The organism is Microbacterium meiriae, assembly GCF_040702565.1.
Taxonomy (GTDB): domain Bacteria; phylum Actinomycetota; class Actinomycetes; order Actinomycetales; family Microbacteriaceae; genus Microbacterium; species Microbacterium meiriae.
On sequence record NZ_JBFBLJ010000001.1, the window covers coordinates 1461477 to 1480250 of the forward strand.

At 71.3% G+C, this 18774-nt stretch carries 16 protein-coding genes; 6 read left to right on the forward strand and 10 right to left on the reverse strand.

The features are described 5' to 3' along the window. Window positions 1–51 precede the first annotated feature (51 nt). The gene (locus AB0310_RS07090; RefSeq protein ID WP_187661808.1) at window positions 52–3459 is read right to left on the reverse strand and encodes a pyruvate carboxylase; all 3408 of its coding nucleotides are present in this window, start codon (window positions 3457–3459) and stop codon (window positions 52–54) included. Window positions 3460–3551: 92 nt separating this feature from the next. On the opposite strand from AB0310_RS07090, the gene AB0310_RS07095 reads away from it, so the two are divergent. Continuing rightward, entirely contained in the window at window positions 3552–4364 is an 813-nt protein-coding gene (locus AB0310_RS07095; RefSeq protein WP_366236863.1) for a ParA family protein, read from the forward strand. Between the two features lie 68 nt (window positions 4365–4432). Here AB0310_RS07095 and AB0310_RS07100 read toward each other — a convergent pair whose 3' ends face one another. The 3 genes from AB0310_RS07100 to AB0310_RS07110 form a co-directional block, all read right to left on the reverse strand. Then, the gene (locus AB0310_RS07100) at window positions 4433–4978 is read right to left on the reverse strand and encodes a MerR family transcriptional regulator (protein ID WP_060921155.1); all 546 of its coding nucleotides are present in this window, start codon (window positions 4976–4978) and stop codon (window positions 4433–4435) included. A 99-nt stretch (window positions 4979–5077) separates the two neighbouring features. After that, the gene (gene ftsR / locus AB0310_RS07105) at window positions 5078–5764 is read right to left on the reverse strand and encodes a transcriptional regulator FtsR (RefSeq protein ID WP_280564186.1); all 687 of its coding nucleotides are present in this window, start codon (window positions 5762–5764) and stop codon (window positions 5078–5080) included. Continuing rightward, window positions 5764–6246, reverse strand: coding sequence for an FHA domain-containing protein (locus AB0310_RS07110; RefSeq protein WP_366236864.1), 483 nt, complete (start codon window positions 6244–6246; stop codon window positions 5764–5766). Before AB0310_RS07110 ends, ftsR begins: the two co-directional genes overlap by 1 nt. Before the next feature lie 100 nt (window positions 6247–6346). Between AB0310_RS07110 and AB0310_RS07115 the strand changes: the two genes are divergently transcribed. Both AB0310_RS07115 and lpdA read left to right on the forward strand, forming a co-directional pair. Continuing rightward, the gene (locus tag AB0310_RS07115; RefSeq protein WP_366236865.1) at window positions 6347–6997 is read left to right on the forward strand and encodes a copper resistance CopC family protein; all 651 of its coding nucleotides are present in this window, start codon (window positions 6347–6349) and stop codon (window positions 6995–6997) included. A gap of 9 nt (window positions 6998–7006) precedes the next feature. Beyond that, a complete protein-coding gene (gene lpdA / locus AB0310_RS07120; RefSeq protein ID WP_187661813.1) occupies window positions 7007–8404 on the forward strand; it encodes a dihydrolipoyl dehydrogenase in 1398 nt (465 codons plus the stop codon). 52 nt (window positions 8405–8456) lie between these two features. Here the strand turns inward: lpdA and AB0310_RS07125 are convergent, their stop codons facing one another. The 6 genes from AB0310_RS07125 to AB0310_RS07150 all read right to left on the reverse strand — a co-directional run bounded on the left by AB0310_RS07125 (window position 8457) and on the right by AB0310_RS07150 (window position 12844). Beyond that, a complete protein-coding gene (locus AB0310_RS07125) occupies window positions 8457–9578 on the reverse strand; it encodes an FAD-dependent oxidoreductase (RefSeq protein WP_366236866.1) in 1122 nt (373 codons plus the stop codon). After that, window positions 9565–10290, reverse strand: coding sequence for a methyltransferase domain-containing protein (locus tag AB0310_RS07130; protein WP_259954790.1), 726 nt, complete (start codon window positions 10288–10290; stop codon window positions 9565–9567). Before AB0310_RS07130 ends, AB0310_RS07125 begins: the two co-directional genes overlap by 14 nt. Beyond that, entirely contained in the window at window positions 10287–11444 is a 1158-nt protein-coding gene (locus tag AB0310_RS07135; RefSeq protein WP_366236867.1) for a type III polyketide synthase, read from the reverse strand. The genes AB0310_RS07130 and AB0310_RS07135 overlap by 4 nt, the downstream gene beginning before the upstream one ends. A 62-nt stretch (window positions 11445–11506) precedes the next feature. After that, complete coding sequence (locus AB0310_RS07140; RefSeq protein WP_259954785.1) at window positions 11507–12118, reverse strand: CYTH domain-containing protein; 612 nt, start codon at window positions 12116–12118, stop codon at window positions 11507–11509. Then, complete coding sequence (locus AB0310_RS07145; protein ID WP_187661817.1) at window positions 12111–12326, reverse strand: response regulator; 216 nt, start codon at window positions 12324–12326, stop codon at window positions 12111–12113. The genes AB0310_RS07140 and AB0310_RS07145 overlap by 8 nt, the downstream gene beginning before the upstream one ends. A 47-nt stretch (window positions 12327–12373) precedes the next feature. Next, window positions 12374–12844: a prepilin peptidase gene (locus AB0310_RS07150; protein WP_366236868.1), complete on the reverse strand. Its 471-nt coding sequence runs from the start codon at window positions 12842–12844 to the stop codon at window positions 12374–12376. A 129-nt stretch (window positions 12845–12973) separates the two neighbouring features. Here AB0310_RS07150 and imuA' point away from each other — a divergent pair, with 129 nt between their 5' ends. Genes imuA' through AB0310_RS07165 form a run of 3 tightly spaced genes read left to right on the forward strand, consistent with a single transcriptional unit; the run spans window position 12974 to window position 18746 of the window. Then, the gene (imuA', locus tag AB0310_RS07155) at window positions 12974–13759 is read left to right on the forward strand and encodes a DnaE2-dependent mutagenesis accessory factor ImuA' (protein WP_280564197.1); all 786 of its coding nucleotides are present in this window, start codon (window positions 12974–12976) and stop codon (window positions 13757–13759) included. Further along, the gene (locus tag AB0310_RS07160; RefSeq protein WP_187661820.1) at window positions 13756–15291 is read left to right on the forward strand and encodes a Y-family DNA polymerase; all 1536 of its coding nucleotides are present in this window, start codon (window positions 13756–13758) and stop codon (window positions 15289–15291) included. The genes imuA' and AB0310_RS07160 overlap by 4 nt, the downstream gene beginning before the upstream one ends. Beyond that, on the forward strand, window positions 15291–18746 hold the full coding sequence (locus AB0310_RS07165) for an error-prone DNA polymerase (protein ID WP_366236869.1): 3456 nt from the start codon (window positions 15291–15293) through the stop codon (window positions 18744–18746). The genes AB0310_RS07160 and AB0310_RS07165 overlap by 1 nt, the downstream gene beginning before the upstream one ends. The last annotated feature ends 28 nt before the right edge of the window (window positions 18747–18774 follow it).

Sequence of the window (18774 nt, forward strand, 5' to 3'; positions counted from 1 at the left end):
CTGTGCGGGCCTCGGGATGCGCCCAGGGTGCGCGGCCTCGCCCGCACAAGATTAGTGCGCCGGTCGGATCACGACCAAAAGATCGCCCGCGTCCACCTGCTGCGTCTCGGAGATGGCGTGCCGCTCCACGACCCCGTCCACGGGGGCGGTGATGGCGGCCTCCATCTTCATCGCCTCGATCGACGCGACCGGCTCGCCCGCGCGCACCGTCGCTCCCACCTCGGCCTTGAGGGTGACCACGCCGGAGAACGGCGCCGCCACCTGGCCGGGGACGGACGTGTCGGCTTTCTCGACCTCGTGCGCATCGACCGAGATGGAGCGGTCCCGCACGAACACCGGGCGGAGCTGACCGTTCAGCGTGGTCATCACCGTCCGCATGCCCTTGTCGTCGGCCTCGCCGATCGCCTCGAGCCCGACGTAGAGCTGAACGCCGCGATCGATCTCGATGAGGTGCTCCTGGCCGGGGACCAGCCCGTACAGGTAGTCGCCGGTGTCCAGCACGGACAGGTCGCCGTACTGCTCCCGTCGTTCGGCAAACTCGGCCGCCGGAGCCGGGAAGAGCAGAGTGTTCAGGCGGGAGCGTCGTTGCGCGCTCGTCCCCGCCAGCTCGGCCTCGTCCTGGTCGGTGAGAGCCGTGAGCCCGGTCCGCACGGAACGACCGGCGAGCACCTTGGACCGGAACGGCTCGGGCCAGCCTCCGGGGAGGTCGCCGAGCTCACCCGCCATGAAGCCGACCACGGAGTCGGGCACGTCGTACTTCTCCGGGTTCGCCTCGAAGTCCGCGGGGTCGGCCTTCACGGCGGCGAGATGCAGGGCGAGATCGCCCACCACCTTCGACGACGGGGTGACCTTCGGCACGCGTCCGAGGATGCGGTCGGCCGCGGCGTACATGTCCTCGATGAGCTCGAAGTCGTCGGCGAGCCCGAGGGCCTTAGCCTGCTGTCGGAGGTTCGACAGCTGCCCGCCCGGGATCTCGTGGTGGTACACGCGGCCGGTGGGTCCCGGGAGCCCCGACTCGAACGGCGCGTACTGGCGACGCACCGCCTCCCAGTAGGGCTCCAGATCGGAGACGGCCGCGAGCGAGATCCCGCTGTCCCGCTCCGTGTGGGCGAGGGCGGCGACGAGTGACGACAGCGACGGCTGACTGGTCGTGCCCGACAGCGGCGCCGAGGCGGCGTCCACCGCATCCACGCCGGCGGCGCTGGCGGCGAGCAGGGTCGCGAGCTGCCCGCCGGGGGTGTCGTGGGTGTGCAGGTGCACAGGAAGGTCGAAGCGCTCACGGAGCGCCGAGACGAGCGTCGCGGCCGCAGCGGGGCGGAGCAGGCCCGCCATGTCCTTGATCGCCAGGATGTGCGCGCCGGCCGCGACGATCTGATCCGCCAGCTTCAGGTAGTAGTCGAGGGTGTAGAGCTCCTCTGCCGGGTCCAGCAGGTCCCCGGTGTAGCAGAGCGCCACCTCGGCGACGGCGGTCCCCGTGGCGCGGACCGCCTCGATCGCCGGCCGCATCTGCTCCACGTCGTTCAGCGCGTCGAAGATCCGGAAGATGTCGACGCCGCTTGCCGCCGCCTCCGCCACGAAGGCCTCGGTCACCGCGGTCGGGTACGGCGTGTAGCCGACCGTGTTCCGGCCGCGCAGGAGCATCTGGATGGCGACGTTCGGGAGGGCGGCACGCAGCTTGTCGAGCCGCTCCCACGGGTCCTCGCCGAGGAAGCGCAGCGCGACATCGTACGTGGCGCCGCCCCAGGCCTCGACCGACAGCAACTCCGGGGTGAGACGGGCGAGGTACGGGGCGGCGGCGACGAGGTCCTTCGTGCGGACCCTGGTCGCGAGCAGCGACTGGTGCGCGTCGCGGAAGGTCGTGTCGGTGATCGCGAGGGCGGTCTGCGCGCGCAGGCCGCGAGCGAACTCCTCGGGGCCCACCTCGAGCAGCCGCTGCCGGGAGCCGGGCGCCGGCTCCGTGCTGAGGTCGATCGGCGGGAGCTTGGTCGCGGGGTCGATGACGCCGGGGTGCGCGCCGTGCGGCTTGTTCACCGTCACGTCCACGAGCCAGTTGAGGATCTTCGTGCCGCGGTCCTTCGAGGCGCGACCGCGGAGCAGCTCCGGGCGCTCGTCGATGAAGGACGTGCTGACGTCGCCGCGGATGAAGGCCTCGTCATCGAGCAGCGCCTGGAGGAAGGGGATGTTCGTGGAGACGCCGCGGATGCGGAACTCGGCGAGGGCACGGCGCGCGCGGGCCACGGCGGCCGGGAAGTCGCGGCCGCGGCAGGTCAGCTTCGCGAGCATCGAGTCGAAGTGCGGGCTGATCTGGGCACCCTGGTGCACGGTGCCGCCGTCGAGCCGGATCCCGGCACCGCCGGGCGAGCGGTAGGTGGTGATCTTCCCGGTGTCGGGACGGAAGCCCTGCGTCGGGTCCTCCGTGGTGATGCGGCACTGCAGCGCGGCACCCCGCAGGTGCAGGTTCTCCTGCTGCAACCCGAGATCGGCGAGGGTCTGCCCCGCGGCGATGCGCATCTGGCTCTGCACGAGATCGACGTCGGTGACCTCCTCGGTCACCGTGTGCTCGACCTGGATGCGGGGGTTCATCTCGATGAAGACGACCTCTCCCGCGCGCTCCCCCGCCGTCTCCAGCAAGAACTCGACGGTGCCGGCGTTCTCGTAGCCGATGGAGCGGGCGAAGGCGACGGCATAGCCGTGCAGGGCCCGGCGCACGTCGTCATCGAGGTTGGGGGCGGGAGCGATCTCGACGACCTTCTGATGCCGCCGCTGCACGGAGCAATCCCGCTCGAACAGGTGCACCGTCTCACCGGTCTTGTCCGCGAGGATCTGCACCTCGATGTGCCGCGGGCGCACGACGGCCTGCTCCAGGAACATCCGGGGGTCGCCGAAGGCGCTGCCGGCCTCCCGCATCGCCTCGGCGAGGGCCGGTCCGAGGTCGCCGAGCGTCTCGACGCGTCGCATGCCGCGGCCGCCACCACCGGCGACGGCCTTGGCGAAGAGGGGGAAGCCGATCTCCTCCGCCTGGGCGACGAGCGCGTCGACGTCGTCGGAGGCCTCGGTCGAGCGGAGCACGGGGACGCCCGCCTCGACCGCGTGCCGCTTGGCCTCGACCTTGTTGCCGGCCATCTCCAGCACCTTCGCGGGAGGACCGATGAAGACGATGCCGTGGGCGGCGGCCTTCTCCGCGAGCTCCGGGTTCTCCGAGAGGAAGCCGTAGCCGGGGTAGATCGCGTCGGCACCCGACTCGGTGGCCACGCGGATGATCTCGTCGACGTCCAGGTAGGCGCGGACGGGATGGCCCCGCTCGCCGATCTCGTACGCCTCGTCGGCCTTGAGCCGGTGGACCGAGCCGCGGTCCTCGTGCGGGAAGACGGCGACGGTGCGCGCCCCCACCTCCACGGCCGCTCGGAATGCCCGGATCGCGATCTCGCCACGATTCGCCACAAGGATCTTCTGGAACATGCACACCTCTGAGAGCTCGATGCACGGCCGAGGCACGCACATGGGGCGGGGCTGAGTGTTCCCCCAGCCTAGGGGAAGGTAACGTGGAGTCCGTGCACGTACTCAGCGTCAGCTCTCTCAAGGGGGGCGTCGGCAAGACGACCGTGACACTCGGGCTGGCCTCCGCGGCTTTCGCCCGGGGTGTCCGGACGCTCGTCGTCGACCTCGACCCGCAGTCCGACGTCTCCACCGGGATGGACATCCAGGTCGCCGGACGACTCAACATCGCCGATGTGCTGGCGAACCCGAAGGAGAAGACCGTCCGCCAGGCGATCACCTCCAGCGGCTGGGCGAAGGTCCACCCCGGCACGATCGACGTGCTGATCGGAAGCCCGTCCGCCATCAACTTCGACGGCCCGCACCCGAGCGTCCGCGATGTGTGGAAGCTCGAGGAGGCGCTCGCAGCGGTCGAGGCGGACTACGACCTCGTGCTCATCGACTGCGCGCCGTCGCTGAACGCCCTCACCCGCACCGCGTGGGCCGCGAGCGACCGCGTCATGGTCGTCACCGAGCCCGGCCTCTTCTCCGTGGCCGCCGCGGACCGTGCCCTGCGCGCGATCGAGGAGATCCGCCGCGGTCTCTCACCGCGCCTCCAGCCGCTGGGCATCGTGGTCAACCGCGTGCGCCCGCAGTCGATCGAGCACCAGTTCCGCATCAAGGAGCTGCGAGACATGTTCGGCCCCCTCGTGCTCTCGCCGCAGCTTCCGGAGCGCACCTCGCTGCAGCAGGCGCAGGGCGCCGCGAAACCGCTGCACATCTGGCCCGGCGACTCCGCTCAGGAGCTCGCCGCGGACTTCGACCAGCTCCTCGACCGCATCATCCGCACGGGTCGCGTCCCCGTTCCGGAGAACAGACCGCAGAGCTGACACCGCGGAACGACGAAACGGCCATCCTCTTCGAGGGTGGCCGTTCTTCGTGAAGCGGGGGTGGAGCGTCAGGCGGAGCGCTTGGCGCGACGGGCGGAGAGCTCGTCGACGGGGTCCGGCGCGGAGGCATCGAAGGCGACGAGCGTCGACTCCACCTCGCGCAGCACCTTGCCGACCGCGATCCCGAAGACGCCCTGACCGCGGCTGACCAGGTCGATCACCTCGTCGTTCGAGGTGCAGAGGTAGACGGACGCGCCATCGCTCATGAGGGTCGTCCCCGCGAGATCGCGGATGCCGGCGCGACGGAGCTCGTCCACCGCGGTGCGGATCTGCTGCAGGGAGATGCCCGTGTCGAGCAGGCTCTTGACGAGCTTCAGGACGAGGATGTCGCGGAAGCCGTAGAGACGCTGCGAGCCGGAGCCGTTCGCGCCGCGCACCGTGGGCTCGACGAGCTCGGTGCGGGCCCAGTAGTCCAGCTGGCGGTAGGTGATGCCGGCCGCACGGGCTGCAACGGCGCCGCGATAGCCGACCTCGTCGTCCATCGCGGGCAGACCGTCGGTGAAGAGGAGTTCGGTCACGAACCGCGGGTCGCCTGCGAGCTCATCCGCATTCATCTGAAATCCTCCCTGGAACGGTTATCTCCACGGTAGAGCAGGGTCCCGGCACCGGCAACGACATCCGTGCGACGCCGAAGGTGTGTCGCAATCAGTTCGTTACGAAAGGATCCGCGTGAGCGCATCCTTCACGAACAACGTCCGGACGTCGTCGATCCGAGTGGCCAGCTCCGGCGCCAGTTCGTTGGCGCGGGCCCGCGAGGTGGCATCGGTGCGACGCAGCAGCGTGGACAGCGCCGACTCGATGAGCGAGACCTCCCGCTCCGCGCCCTGCCGCAGGGAACGGAGATGACGCGGCTCGATACCGTGCCGGTCGAGGGCCACGAGCCCGCGGAGCAGCGCGACCGTGGACTCCGAATAGGTCTCCTGTGCGGTGATGACCCCGGTGCTGATCGCGTCGTTGAGGAGCTGCGGTCCGGCGCCGGCAGCGGCCAGGAGCTCGTCGCGACGATAGCGCCGCGGCGCCGGGGCGATCGAGGGCGGCGGGGCGAGCGCGGCCGTCTCGCCCGAGGCCTCCGCCTCGTCGAGCTGCTCGCGGATCACGCTGAGGGGAAGGTAGTGATCCCGCTGCAGGGTCAGTCCCAGACGGAGGCGCTCGATGTCCGAGGAGGAGAACTTCCGGTAGCCGGACTCGGTGCGGGAGGGACGCACGATGCCCTGCACCTCGAGGAACCGCAGTTTGCTGGAGGTCAGGTCGGGGAACTCCGGGGTGAGACGTGCGAGCACCTGACCGATACTCAGCAGGCCCGCGGACGCCGAGCGTTCGCGGGCGGGAGTTGCCGCCATCAGGCGTTCGCCGCGCGGTCGAGCGGGGACGCGAAGAAGTTCAGACGGAACTTGCCGACGCGCAGCTCGGAGCCGTCCGCCAGGGGGCTGCGGTCCACGCGCTCGCCATTCACGTAGGTGCCGTTGAGGGAGCGCTGATCGATGATCTCGAACGTCGTCCCGTTGCGGGTGATCTCCGCGTGACGGCGGGACACCGTGACGTCGTCGAAGAAGATGTCGGCCTCCGGGTGACGACCGACCGTGATCACGTCGGTGTCGAGGAGGTACCGCGCACCGGCGAGCACACCGGAACGGACGAGCAGCAGAGCCGAGCCCGAGGGCAGCGCCGCGATGGCCGACTGCTCGACATCGGTCAACTCCACGCCGAACGGCACGAACGACAGATCGGAATCGTGTCCGAACGTCTGCGTCACGTCGTGTCTCGGCTCGCCGGAGCGATGGATGGCGGCTTCACCGGCCGGTCGGCTGTCGCTGTCTGTCACTGTGCCCTCCTGGCTGTCCAGACTATCCGATCCGGAGGGGTGCGCGGGAGGCCGCTTTCACACTCAGCGGTCCCATACCGGGGATTCATAGGCTGGACTCGTGAAGACCACAGCTCTGCGCCGCCCGGCGGCCCCGATCGCCCTCGCAGCCACCCTCCTCGCCGCATTCCTCGTCCTCCTCTCCCCGCTCTCCGCGTCCGCCCATGACGCGCTCGTGTCGTCCTCGCCTGCGGCGGACAGCTCCGTGGAGACGCTGCCCTCCGAGCTCACCCTCACCTTCAGCGCGAAGCTCATCGACGGAGAAGGAGCGACGGAGCTGACCGTCACGGATCCGGCCGGTCAGTCCGTCATCGACGGCACTCCCACGGTCGAGGGCGCCATCGTGACGCAGCCCCTGCTCGGCTCCGGGCCCGCCGGTGAGTACCACGTCGTCTGGAAGGTCGTCTCGAGCGACGGCCACCCGACCTCCGGCGAGTTCTCCTTCACCGTCACGGTCGGCGACGAGGCCACGCCGTCGGACGAGCCCACCACCGCTCCCCCGACGTCGGCGCCGACGACGGAGCAGACCGCCGCCCCCGAGGCGACCGCGACGACGGCACCGGACGCGGGAGACGACGCGGGAGCCCCTTCGGGGTGGATCTGGGTGCTCGCGATCCTCGTGCTCGCCGCGCTGGCCCTTGTCGTCTGGCTCGTCCTGCGCCGCCGCCGGGGACCGGCTCCGACCGATTCCGATACCCCCTCGGAGCGATAGGCTTAAGGCATGCCACACTACGACGTCGTCATCCTTGGTGCAGGTCCTGGCGGATACGTCGCTGCGGTTCGCAGCGCGCAGCTCGGTCTGTCCACCGCCATCATCGAGGAGAAGTACTGGGGTGGTGTCTGCCTCAACGTCGGCTGCATCCCTTCCAAGGCGCTCCTGAAGAACGCGGAGATCGCGCACACGCTGAACCACAAGGCCGACTTCTTCGGGATCTCCGGAGAGTTCACGATCGACTACGGCAAGGCGTTCGACCGCAGCCGCGTCGTCGCCGATGGCCGGGTCAAGGGCATCCACTTCCTCATGAAGAAGAACAAGGTGACCGAGTACGACGGCCGCGGCACCTTCACGGGCCCGAAGGCCATCTCGGTGGCGAAGTCGGACGGCTCCACCGAGGAGGTCACCTTCGACAACGCGATCATCGCCACGGGCTCGAAGGTCCGCCTGCTCCCCGGCGTGCAGCTCAGCGACAACGTCGTGACCTACGAGGAGCAGATCCTCTCCCGTGAGCTGCCGAAGTCCATCGTCATCGTCGGCGCCGGCGCGATCGGCATGGAGTTCGCCTACGTGATGACGAACTACGGCGTCAAGGTCACGATCATCGAGTTCCTCGACCGCGCCCTCCCCAACGAGGACGCCGACGTGTCGAAGGAGATCACGAAGCAGTACAAGAACTACGGCGTCGACATCCTCACCTCCACCAAGGTCGAGTCGGTCGTCGACAACGGCTCCTCCGTGACCGTCTCCTACACGGGCAAGGACGGCCAGCAGGCGTCGATCGAGGCCGACAAGGTGCTCATGTCGGTCGGGTTCGCGCCGAACGTCGAGGGCTTCGGGCTCGACAAGACGGGCGTGAAGCTCACCGAGCGCGGCGCGATCGACATCGACGACCACATGCGCACCAACGTCGAGGGCATCTACGCCATCGGCGACGTGACCGCCAAGCTGCAGCTCGCGCACGTCGCGGAGGCACAGGGTGTCGTCGCGGCCGAGACCATCGGCGGCGCCGAGACCATGACGCTGGGCGACTACCGCATGATGCCGCGGGCGACCTTCTGCTCGCCGCAGGTGGCGTCCTTCGGGCTCACCGAGCAGCAGGCGAAGGACGAAGGGCGCGAGATCAAGGTCGCGACCTTCCCCTTCATGGCCAACGGCAAGGCGCACGGCCTCGGCGAGCCGGTCGGCTTCGTCAAGCTCATCGCCGACGCCGAGCACCTGGAGCTCATCGGTGCCCACATGATCGGCCCCGACGTGTCGGAGCTGCTGCCCGAGCTCACCCTCGCGCAGAAGTGGGACCTCACGGCCCTCGAGCTGGCCCGCAACGTGCACACCCACCCGACGCTGTCGGAGGCGCTGCAGGAGGGCTTCCACGGCCTGGCCGGCCACATGATCAACTTCTGATCCCCGCCTCGAGAAGGCCCGGTCCGCGCAGGCGGACCGGGCCTTTCTCGCGTCAGAGGCCGCGCATCGTGATGAGACCGGTCGTCCACGGGCGCAGCGCGGAGGAACCGAGCGTACGCACCAGCCCCTCCCGCACGGCGACGACCGGGGCGACCGCCGGAGCCCCCATCGCCATGAAGAACGCGGAGCGATGATGCGCCTTCCGCGCCGCCCGCTGGACCTCCCGGGCGAAGCCGTCGAGGACGGGGGCGGCGCCGCGGTCGGTCCGGCGCAGCGCCGCGACCAGCCGGAGCGCATCCGCCCAGCCGAGGTTCATGCCCTGGCCGCCGATCGGGCTCACCTCGTGCGCGGCGTCGCCGAGGAGCACGATCCGTCCGCGGTGCAGCCGTCGAGCCGCGTGCTGGGCCGCGCGGAACGAGGAGACAGGCGCGGTGGGGTCGACCTCGAGCCTCTCCCCGGTCCGGTGACCGACGATGTCCGCCAGCTCGGCGGCTGTGGACACCGTCCGACCACGGTCTTCGCGCACCACCCAGCGGCGCCGGCCGCCCGGCAACGGGAAGGACTCGACGAGGCCGTCCGGCTCGAAGTACAGCACGGCGCGATCGTCGGCCGGCGGATCATCGACGTCGAGCATCGCGTAAGAGGCGCTCGCCGGCCGCGGGTCCCATCCGGCGCCGAACGCCGTCCGAAAAGGACTCCGGACGCCGTCCGCGACGACGACGATCGACGCCGTCTCCTCCCGACGTCCGTGCTCGCCGTCGATCCCGACCCGCACGAACGGCCCCTCGTCGCGGACCGAGCGGACGACGGAGCCGGACTGCACCGCATCCGGTTGCAGCGTCCGGAGACGGTCTCGCAGCAGCTCCTCGGTGCGGGGCTGCGCGAGCGTCAGGATCGGACGCTCGGTGGTGAAGGTCAGGGCGGCGAGTCGCCGGCCGCGGCTGCGGACCTCGCCGCCGGACAGGCGGAGCGCCTCGGAGCGCACACCGGTACCCACTCCCGCGGCGTCGAGGGCATCGAGCCCCGGTCGATGGATCCCGATCGCCCGCGTCTGCGTGCCCGGCTCGGGGCGACGCTCGCACACCCGCACCCGGCGACCGTCCTGCCCCACGAGGCAGGCGAGGAGCAGCCCGACCGGACCACCGCCGACCACGAGGACATCATGGTCGACCATCGCCACCCTCCCAGCGCAGTTCGAGCCGAGCGGGCAGGTGCGACCGGACCTCCCAGCCCGGCGGCGCGACGGCCGCGAGCTCCCGCGGGGTATAGGAGCGGCGGATGCTCAGGAGGCCGTCGACTCGGATGAAGGAGCCCGCGAGAAGGTTTCCCGCGAACGGCCGGGTGCCCACGGCGAACGCCCCGTAGGCGAGGCGGCTGCGGGCGATGTCGTGGTGGGAGACGAGTCCGCGATCACCGACCAGGGCGCGGGAGTCGTCGAGCACCGCGTGCAGCGCTGCGGCGTCGAGGTGATGGAGGACGTGGTTGGAGAGCACGACGTCATAGGTGTCGCCCGCCGCCACGAGGTCCCCGGAGAACGCGTGACGATAGCGGATCCCTGCACCGTCGTCGTGTGCCGAGGCCCAGCGGATCGCACGCTCGTCGGCGTCCAGGGCGGTGACATCGGCGCGGAGGCCGTCGCGACGCAGTCTCCGGACCAGATCGCGGCACAGGTCGCCGCCACCGGCGCCGATGTCGAGGATGCGCAGCACACGCCCGGCCGCCGCCCGGGGACGGATGTCCCGCCGATACAGCCGTCCGGGGCGCGAGACGACCGCGTTGACGGCGCTGAAGCGCCGGTACGTGCGACCGAGCGCCTCCTCATCCGCGTCGGGGTCGTCCATGAGCTCGACGAGGTCGACGGCACGCGCCGACAGGTCCAGGCTCACGGTGCGCGCGCGACCACGGTCAGCAGCGCGCTCTCGGCGGTGAGCCCCGGGCCGAAGGCCATTGCCGCCACGCGGTCACCGGGATCCGCGCCCTCCTGCTCGAGGATGCGCTTCAGCACGAACAGCACGGTCGCACTCGACATGTTCCCGTACTCCCGGAGCGTCTCGCGCGCGGGTCGCAACTGCACGTCGCTCAGGGCCATCCGCTCCTGCACCCGATCGAGGATGCTGCGCCCGCCGGGGTGGATCGCCCAGTGGCGCACCCGCTCGCCCACCCGCCCGGCGGCGAAGGCCGCCGCCAGGTCGTCCTCACGACCGTAGAGCGGCGTGAGCGCCCCGATGATCGACTCCCCGATGATCTGTGGGACGGCGGTCGAGAGGATCATCTCGAAGCCCGAGTCGCCGATCGTCCAGGCCATGTCGTCCACGCCCTCCGGCACGATCGCCGTGTGGAAGCCGTCCAGCCGGAGCGCGGGGACGGCGGTGGGCAGGTCCCGAGCCGTCACGATCCCGGCGGCAGCCCCGTCCGCGAACAGGGAGGAGGCCACGATGGTGTCCGGATCCTCGGAAGAGCGCAGATGCAGCGTGCACAGCTCGACGCTGACGACGAGGATGACCGCGTTCTCATCGGCCGCGCAGAACTGTGCGGCCGCGCGGAGGGCCGGCATCGAGGCGTAGCACCCCATGAAGCCGAGGTGATAGCGCTGGACGGCATCGGACAGGCCGAGCCCGCGCACGATCTCGTACTCGGGGCCCGGGGCATGGAAGCCGGTGCAGGAGACCGTGATGACGTGCGTCACGTCCGCCGGGTCCAGGTCGGGGTCCGCCTCGAGGGCGCGGCGCGCGACCTCGACGAAGAGACGGGAGGCCTCACGCGTGTAGACCTCGTTGCGCGCCTTCGTTCCCGGCGCCAGCAGCCGTCCGGAGGCGCGATCGTAGAACAACGGCTCATCCTGGTCGGCGTCATCGGCCAGCTCCGCGATGACGGTGTGCCGCGTGTCGATGCCGGAGACGTTGAACGACGTCGCCACGATGCGCTGCGCCAGCCGTCCCAGATCGGGCTGGGCGGCGAAGACGTCGCGCACCTGCTCCTGCACGAGGACGGTCTCGGGGACGATCGTCTGCAGCGATCGGAGCACGGGCGGTCGACTCATGTCGTCACTCAACCACCCCGGAGCCGGACGCGGAAAGGGGTTGCGTCCGGAGAGTCCGCGGCCTAGAAGCCGAGGGCGCGGGCGAGCTTCGAGTCGGAGCTCGCCTCTCGGCCGCCGACCGCGCGCACGGCGCTTTCGATCGCCGCGAAGAACGCCGAGCGGCCGGCGTCGTCGGAGGGGCCTGCGGGCCCGAGTTCGACCTCCCACTCCCGCCACGCACGTCGCGCCCCGGTGCGCAGGTCGGTCGCCTGGACGTGGTCGTCGACGAACTCCGCCACGACGCCGTCCTGTCCGGTGAGGAGGTACGCCGTCCGGTCGTTCTCGATGCGGGCGAGAGGCTCCAGCGGCGCGGTCGTCCAGACGGCGATCGCCTCGCGCACCGCCGTCGGGATCTCCTCGTCACCGAGGGGCCAGCCCTGCTCGACCCGGCCGTCACCCTGCCGCGGACCCTTGATGTGCCACCCCTCGTCCGGTCCGCCGGAGCGACGACGCAGGGCGACACCGGCACGGGCCAGCGCGCCGTCTGCGGTGTCCAGATAGCGGGCGTCGAGGGCACGGTGCTCGGCAGGCGAGACGGCATCGACGCCGGGGATCGCCGCCCAGTCCGGCAGCGGAGTCCCCTCGTCGACGTCGTACTTGCGCTCGACCTCGACGGTGCGAGAGGGCTCAGTCATCCTCGAGCGTGAGGTCCTCGAGGGCCTCCTCGAACCAGTAGTCGACCTCGGTGGGGCCGTCGCCCTCGCCCGTGTTCTGCGGCTCGCCGCGGCGGTTGTAGACCACCTGCGTCTCGCTGTAGGGGACGATCAGCTTGTCGTCCGCGTCGTCGTCGAGGGGGATGATCTGCCCGTCCAGCGGGCCGCCGTGAAGTCGTGCGAGTGCCATGTGCCCAGGGTAGCGCCGCCCTCCCCCATTCGGTGCGACCTGCACGGTCAGCCCCCGAGGACACCGAGGACGGCCCCCGCGATCATCCACGGCCCGAAGGCGATGCGCGTCCTCCGGTCGACCCGTCCCGCGGCGAGGAGCACGAGCGCGAAGACCGCCCCGAGCACGAAGGCGGACGACGCGCCCAGGAGGAACGCGCCCCAGCCGTGCCACGCCAGGAGGAGTCCGATCACGAGGGCGAGCTTCACGTCTCCTCCTCCCATGCCCGCGTGGCTGATCATCCGCAGCACGGCGTAGAAGCCACCGAGCACGAGGGAGCCGAGCAGGCCCCGGCCGAGCGGCGCCGCGTCTGCGGTGACGACGGCGTCGACGGAGACCGCCACGACCAGCAGGGCCAGGGTGGGCAGCACGATGCGGTTCGGCAGTCGGTGCGTGCGGACGTCGATCACGGCGAGCAGGATGCCGATCCCGAGGAGGGCGCCGTGCACGAGACCGAGGAGGGCGAGACGGATGTCCATCCCGGCAGGGTAGGGAGATCCGGGACGGCGCGGAGCGCCCTGTGGACAACCAGGCGGCGATGTCGGATGTACGAACTAGCGTCAGTCTCATCACTTGCTTTATTCGTACATATCTTCGAGGATGGATACATGGGGATCGGGCTCGATGCGATGACCGCGCTCTCTCCGACCAGCGACACCCGCGCCGGAGAGGTGCTGCGACTGCGCCGCGAGATCAGCCGGATGCAGCGACGGCGCAGCGAGCACACGCTCCTCCCCCTCGATCCCGCCTTCGCGGCGCTGCTGCCGGAGGAAGGGCTGCAGACGGGCACCTCGTACACCGTCTCCCCCTCGCCCGCCCTCGTGCTCGCGCTGCTCAGCGCCTCCTCCGGTCGGGGCCACTGGTGCGCGGTGATCGGCATGCCCACCCTCGGGGTCGAGGCCGCCGCCGCCTACGGCATCGATCTGAGTCGGCTGATCCTCGTCCCCGACCCGGGAGACCGCTGGCTCGCGGCGGCGTCCGCATTGGCCGAGGTGGTGCCCCTGATCGTCGTGCAGCCGACGACGAGGGCACGGGACGCCGATGTCTCCCGGTTGAGTGCCCGCCTGCGCGACCGCGGGGCCACACTGCTCGTGGCGGAGGAACCGGGCGCCGGGCGCTGGGCGCAGAGCGAGGGGACCATCCGACTGCACGACCCTGATTGGCACGGGCTCGGCGAGGGGTGGGGGCTGCTCTCGGACTGCACGGTGACGGTCACCGCGCGGACCAGGCACAGCCCCCGCGCCTCGAGCGTGCGCGTGCGACTTCCCGGCGGACACGGAGCCGTGGAGACCGCGGCCGCGGAGCTGACCGCCCTGCCGCCGCTCGCTTCCTCCCCGACGGACAGCGCTGCGTCCGCGTCCTCCGACCTCCTCTTCTGGGCGGAGGCGGGATGAACGCTCCTCTCCGCGTCCTCGTGCTCTGGTTCCCCGACTGGCCACTGCGGGCGGTGCTGGGCGGAGGGCCGCATCCGCCGACGGCCCTGGTGCAGGCGAACACGGTCGTCGCCTGCACCGCCTCGGCGCGGGCGCACGGCGTCCGCATCGGGCAGCGCCGCCGCGTCGCCCAGGGCCTGCTCTCCTCGCTGCAGGTCCTCCCCCACGACGCCGAGAAGGACGAGCGCGCCTTCGTCCCGGTGCTGCAGCTCATCGAGAAGCACGCCCCCGGCGTCACGCTCCTGCGCCCCGGCCTCGCGATCCTGCGCGCCCGCGGCATCGCCCGTTATCACGGCGGAGAGGCCGAAGCTGCGGCGGCGCTGTCCGCGGTCCTCGCTGCGGCCGGCTTCCCCGAGGTGCGTGTCGGCGTCGCCGACGGCCCCTTCACCGCCGAGATCGCGGCCCGCGGCGCCGCCGCCTGCACCGTCGTCCCGCCCGGCGGATCCCGCGAGTTCCTGGCCCCCTATCCCGTGCAGGTACTCCGCGACGAGCAGATCAGCGATCTCCTCCTCCGCCTCGGCGTGCGGACCCTCGGCGAGTTCACCGCGCTCGCCCCTCTCGACGTCCGCGACCGCTTCGGCGAGCACGGCGCCCGCCTGCAGGCCCTCGCCGCCGGCGCCGATTCCCGCCCGCTGGCCCCTCGGCCGCCGGATCCCGAACTGGCCAGGACCATCGAGTTCGAGTCCCCTCTCGGCGGCACCGACCAGGTGGCCTTCGCCGTGCGGCAGACCGCCGATGCCGTGATGCTCGCCCTGGCGGATGCATCCCTCGTGTGCACCGAGGTGCGGATCGACCTGACCGACGACGACGGCGTCGTCCACTCCCGCACCTGGCTGCATCCGACGAGCTTCGATGCCGCCGACCTCGTGGACCGCGTGCGCTGGCAGCTGGAGGCGCTGGCCGCCCTGACCGCCCGCGAACCCGTCGACGAGGCGAGGGCGTTCGGGGGCATCGTGGCCGCCCGTCTCCTCCCCGTCGCCGTGGACGACGCCGCCCACCACCAGCCGGGACTCTTCGGCTCGGGTACCGATGAGCGGCTGCATCACGCGGTCTCGCGGGTGCAGACCATGCTGGGGCATCAGGGCGTGGTCACCGCCGCCCTCTCCGGAGGGCGCTGGCTCGCCGACCGCCAGGTGCTCACGCCATGGGGCGAGCGTCCGGTGCCTCCGCGTGATCCGCGGTCCCCCTGGCCGGGGAGCCTCCCGGATCCCCTCCCCTCCGAGGTGTTCCGGCCCCCGCGTCCCATCGGCGTCGTCGCGGCGGACGGGAGCACGATCGACGTCGATGACCGCGGCGCCCTCACGCACGATCCCGCCCGCATCGACGGGGCGACCGTGCAGGCCTGGGCCGGCCCGTGGCCCGTGCACGAACGGCGCTGGAGCACGGGCGGCGGCAAACGAGGACACCGGCTCCAGATCGTCGACGACCGCGACCGCGCCTGGCTGGTCTTCCTGGCCGGCGAGCGCTGGTGGGCCGAGGGGAGGTACCGCTGATGGGCTGGCACAATCCGCCGTTGACCTGGGATCAGCTCGAACGCACTCTCAGCGGGGAACCCATCCCCGAAGCGGCCTCCGCACCCCCGGGACTCCGACCGGATCCCGGGCCGGTGAGTCGCCCGCGGAAGCTCGTCCCCCCGGCCCTCCCGGAGCGGCCAGAGGAGGCGGTGCCCTATGCCGAGCTGCACGCGCACTCGTCCTACTCGTTCCTCGACGGGGCGTCCTCCCCCGACGACCTGCTCGCGGAGGCCGAACGTCTCGGCCTGAGCGCGCTCGCCCTCACCGACCACGACGGGTTCTACGGTGCCGCCCGCTTCGCCGAGCTGGCGGAGCTCATGGAGCTGCGCCTGCAGACCGTCTACGGCGCCGAACTCTCCCTCGACCTCCCCTCCGCTCCGCAGGGGGCCGCCGATCCGCCGGGCACGCATCTGCTCGTGCTCGCCCGGGGCCTCGAGGGATACCACCGCCTGTCGGGGGCGATCACCGCGGCCCAGCTGCGCGGCGGGGAGAAGGGGCGCCCGGTCTACGACCTCGACGAGCTGGCCGCGACCGCCGACGGGCACTGGACGATCCTCACCGGCTGCCGCAAGGGGGCGGTACGGCAGGGGCTGGAGGCCGGAGACGCCGCTGCGCCGCTGCGTCACCTCGTCGACCTCTTCGGGCGCGACAACATCGCCGTCGAGCTCTTCGACCACGGCGATCCGCTGGACACCCGGCGCAACGACACCCTCGCCGAGCTCGCCCGTCGGATGCGGCTGCCCGTCGTGGCGACCAACAACGTGCACTACGCCCGCCCGGACCAAGCCCCTCTCGCCGAAGCGGTGGCCGCGGTCCGCGCGGTCCGGAGCATGGACGAGCTCGACGGCTGGCTGCCGGCCCATGGCGGCGCGCACCTGCGCAGCGGGGCGGAGATGACCGCCCGCTTCCGACGGTACCCCGGCGCGATCTCGCACGGTCTGGAGCTGGCCGCGGCCTCGGCCTTCCCGCTCCGGATGGCGCGTCCCGCCCTCCCCCGCCAGGACGTGCCGTCGGGGCACACCCCGATGAGCTGGCTGCGGCACCTGGTCTGGGAGGCCGTCCCGTCGAAGTATCCGCGGCTGGACGAAGACGGTCGTCGCCGCATCGCGCGCGAACTCGACGTGATCGAGGAGAAGGACTTCCCCGGGTACTTCCTCATCGTGCACGGCATCGTGGCGGAAGCACGGCGACGCGGCATCCTCTGCCAGGGCCGGGGTTCCGCTGCGGCGAGCGCGGTCTGCTATCTGCTGGGCATCACCGCGGTCGACCCGATCCTCTACCGCCTCCCCTTCGAGCGCTTCCTCGCCACCACCCGCACGGAGGAGCCGGACATCGACGTGGACTTCGACTCGCGGCGGCGGGAGGAGATCATCCAGTGGGTCTATCGGGAGTATGGCAGGGAGCGGGCGGCTCAGGTGGCGAACGTCATCCAGTACCGGCCGAAGAACGCGGTCCGCGACATGGCCAGAGCCCTGGGGCACTCGCCGGGGCAGCAGGACTCCTGGTCGCGGCAGGTGGACGGCTGGGGGTCGGGACTCGAACCCGTCGAGGGGCACGACATCCCCGACACCGTGCTCGACTACGCGGCCGAGCTGCTGAAGGCTCCGCGACACCTGGGGATCCACTCGGGCGGCATGGTGCTCACCGCCCGGCCGGTCGGTGAGGTGGTGCCGGTCGAGCACGCCCGCATGGAGGACCGCACCGTCATCCAGTGGGACAAGGACGACGCCGCCTTCATGGGGCTGGTGAAGTTCGATCTCCTCGGCCTGGGCATGCTCGCGGCACTGCAGCACTGCTTCGACCTGGTCCGGGAGGCGACGGGCGAGGAGTGGACGCTGGAGAGCCTGCCGAAGGAGGAGGCCGGCGTCTACGACATGCTCTGCCGGGCCGATTCGATCGGCGTCTTCCAGGTGGAGTCCCGCGCGCAGATCGGGCTGCTCCCCCGGCTGCAGCCGCGACGCTTCTACGACCTCGCCATCCAGATCGCCCTCATCCGCCCCGGGCCCATCCAGGGCGGCGCCGTGCACCCGTTCGTCCGGCGCAAGATGGCGAAGGACAGGGTGGACGAGGCGAACCGGGAGCGGGAGGCCAGGGGCGAGCCCACGGAGGACTTCCCCATCCCGTACCCGCACAGCGACCTCGAGGACATCCTCGCGCGGACTCTGGGCATCCCCATCTTCCAGGAGCAGCTCATCCAGATGGCCACGGCCGTCGGCGACTGCACCGCCGATGAGGCCGACCTGCTGCGCCGCGCGATGGGGTCGAAGCGGGGTCTGGAGAAGATCGAGAAGGTCAGGGACAAGCTGTATGCGGGGATGGCCCGCCGCGGGCTCGTCGACGAGGCCGCCGACCGGATCTATGCGCAGATCCAGGCGTTCTCGAACTTCGGGTTCGCCGAGTCCCATTCGCTGTCCTTCGCGCTGCTCGTCTACGCAAGCTCGTGGTTGAAGCTGCACTACCCGGCAGCCTTCCTCGCGGGTCTGCTGCGGTCGCAGCCGATGGGCTTCTACTCCCCTGCGACCCTCACGGCGGATGCCCGTCGGCACGGTGTGGAGGTCCGCCGCCCGGATCTGCATCTCTCCGGCGCCACCGAGACCCTCGAACCCCTCACCCCGGACGCGGCGGGCACGACCGGGAGGGCCGACTGCCTGGCCGACCCGCAGCCGCCCGTGCACCGGTTCGACAGGAACGCGCCGGACGAGTCCGCGACGCACCGCAGGGACGGACGGTTCGCGGTGCGTCTGGGCCTCAGCGGCATCCGCGGGATCGGGGTGCCGATGGCGGAGCGCATCGTCGCCGAACGGGAGGCTCACGGTCCCTATCGCGATCTGCACGACCTCGTGCGTCGCACCGATGCCACGGCCGCGCAGGTGGAGGCCCTCGCCACCGCCGGAGCCTTCGCATGCCTCGGGTTGGAGCGCCGGGAGGCCATCTGGCTCGCCGGGGCCGCCGCGGAAGACCGCGCCCGGTTCCTCCCGGGGACCACGGTGGCGGTGCAGCCGCCGCTGTTCGCCGACCAGACCAGCTACGAGCGCCTCTCGGCCGATCTCTGGGCCACGGGCATCTCGACCGACGACCACCCGATGACGCACTTCCGCGACGACCTCCGGGCTCGCGGGGTCCTGACCGCCGCGGACCTGCAGCGCCACGAGACCGGACGACGCGTCGAGGTGGCCGGTCTCGTCACCCATCGACAACGACCCGCCACCGCCGCCGGCGTCACGTTCGTCAACCTCGAGGACGAGAGCGGGTTGGTGAACGTGATCTGCTCGACGGGGGTCTGGGGACGGTTCGGTCGCATCGCCCGAGAGTCCCCCGCGCTCATCATCCGCGGCATCCTCGAGCGCTCACCGGAGGGGGTCGTCAATGTGCTCGCCGACGCCTTCGAAGACCTCCGCACGGGGGTCATGCACCGCTCGCGGGACTTCCGATGACCCCGGTGCGCGAGGGGCCCCGGCTTCC

Coding starts and splice junctions, on each gene's coding strand:
- AB0310_RS07090 (WP_187661808.1), bottom strand. CDS start 3,459: ATGTTCCAGAAGATCCTTGTGGCGAATCGTGGCGAGATCGCGATCCGG.
- AB0310_RS07100 (WP_060921155.1), bottom strand. CDS start 4,978: ATGAATGCGGATGAGCTCGCAGGCGACCCGCGGTTCGTGACCGAACTC.
- ftsR (WP_280564186.1), bottom strand. CDS start 5,764: ATGGCGGCAACTCCCGCCCGCGAACGCTCGGCGTCCGCGGGCCTGCTG.
- lpdA (WP_187661813.1), top strand. CDS start 7,007: ATGCCACACTACGACGTCGTCATCCTTGGTGCAGGTCCTGGCGGATAC.
- AB0310_RS07125 (WP_366236866.1), bottom strand. CDS start 9,578: ATGGTCGACCATGATGTCCTCGTGGTCGGCGGTGGTCCGGTCGGGCTG.
- AB0310_RS07135 (WP_366236867.1), bottom strand. CDS start 11,444: ATGAGTCGACCGCCCGTGCTCCGATCGCTGCAGACGATCGTCCCCGAG.
- AB0310_RS07140 (WP_259954785.1), bottom strand. CDS start 12,118: ATGACTGAGCCCTCTCGCACCGTCGAGGTCGAGCGCAAGTACGACGTC.
- AB0310_RS07145 (WP_187661817.1), bottom strand. CDS start 12,326: ATGGCACTCGCACGACTTCACGGCGGCCCGCTGGACGGGCAGATCATC.
- AB0310_RS07150 (WP_366236868.1), bottom strand. CDS start 12,844: ATGGACATCCGTCTCGCCCTCCTCGGTCTCGTGCACGGCGCCCTCCTC.
- imuA' (WP_280564197.1), top strand. CDS start 12,974: ATGGGGATCGGGCTCGATGCGATGACCGCGCTCTCTCCGACCAGCGAC.
- AB0310_RS07160 (WP_187661820.1), top strand. CDS start 13,756: ATGAACGCTCCTCTCCGCGTCCTCGTGCTCTGGTTCCCCGACTGGCCA.
- AB0310_RS07165 (WP_366236869.1), top strand. CDS start 15,291: ATGGGCTGGCACAATCCGCCGTTGACCTGGGATCAGCTCGAACGCACT.